This is a genomic window from Aminobacter sp. P4_D5 (genome assembly GCF_056401815.1).
Map to the genome: position 1 here is coordinate 1 of NZ_JBFUIP010001206.1, position 558 is coordinate 558.

Sequence of the window (558 nt, forward strand, 5' to 3'; positions counted from 1 at the left end):
CCCATGAACAGCATCATCCGGCCCGACATCTCCCTGGAGGAGCGATGGGACGCGGCCGGGCGCGAGACGCTGCTGACCGGGACACAGGCGCTGGTGCGCCTGCCGCTGATGCGCCGGATGCTGGACGATGCGCTCGGGCTGGACACTGCGGGCTATATCACGGGCTATCGCGGCTCGCCGCTTGGCGGCTACGACAAGGAGCTCTGGAAGCAGAAGGCGCGGCTGCGCGCGGCGAATGTCGTCTTCGAGCCGGGGCTGAACGAGGACCTCGCGGCGACGGCCTGCTGGGGCACGCAGCAGGTGGCGCTGCTCCCGGGCGCGAAGCAGCGGGGCGTCTTCGCCATCTGGTACGGCAAGGGGCCCGGCGTCGATCGCAGCGGTGATGTCTTCCGCCACGCCAATGGGGCCGGCACAGCGCCGGAGGGCGGCGTGCTGGCGCTGGCCGGCGACGATCCCGCGGCGAAATCCTCCACGGTGACATCGGGCTCGGAATACGCCTTCGCCGATCTCGAGATGCCGATGCTCGATCCCGCCGATGTCGGCGAGGTGCTCGAATAC

The 558-nt window shown here is 70.1% G+C and carries 1 pseudogene; it reads left to right on the forward strand.

Annotated features, from left to right (window positions below):
• Window positions 1–558 (forward strand): annotated as a pseudogene (locus AC1DWF_RS37510) (indolepyruvate ferredoxin oxidoreductase family protein); the annotation flags it as partial.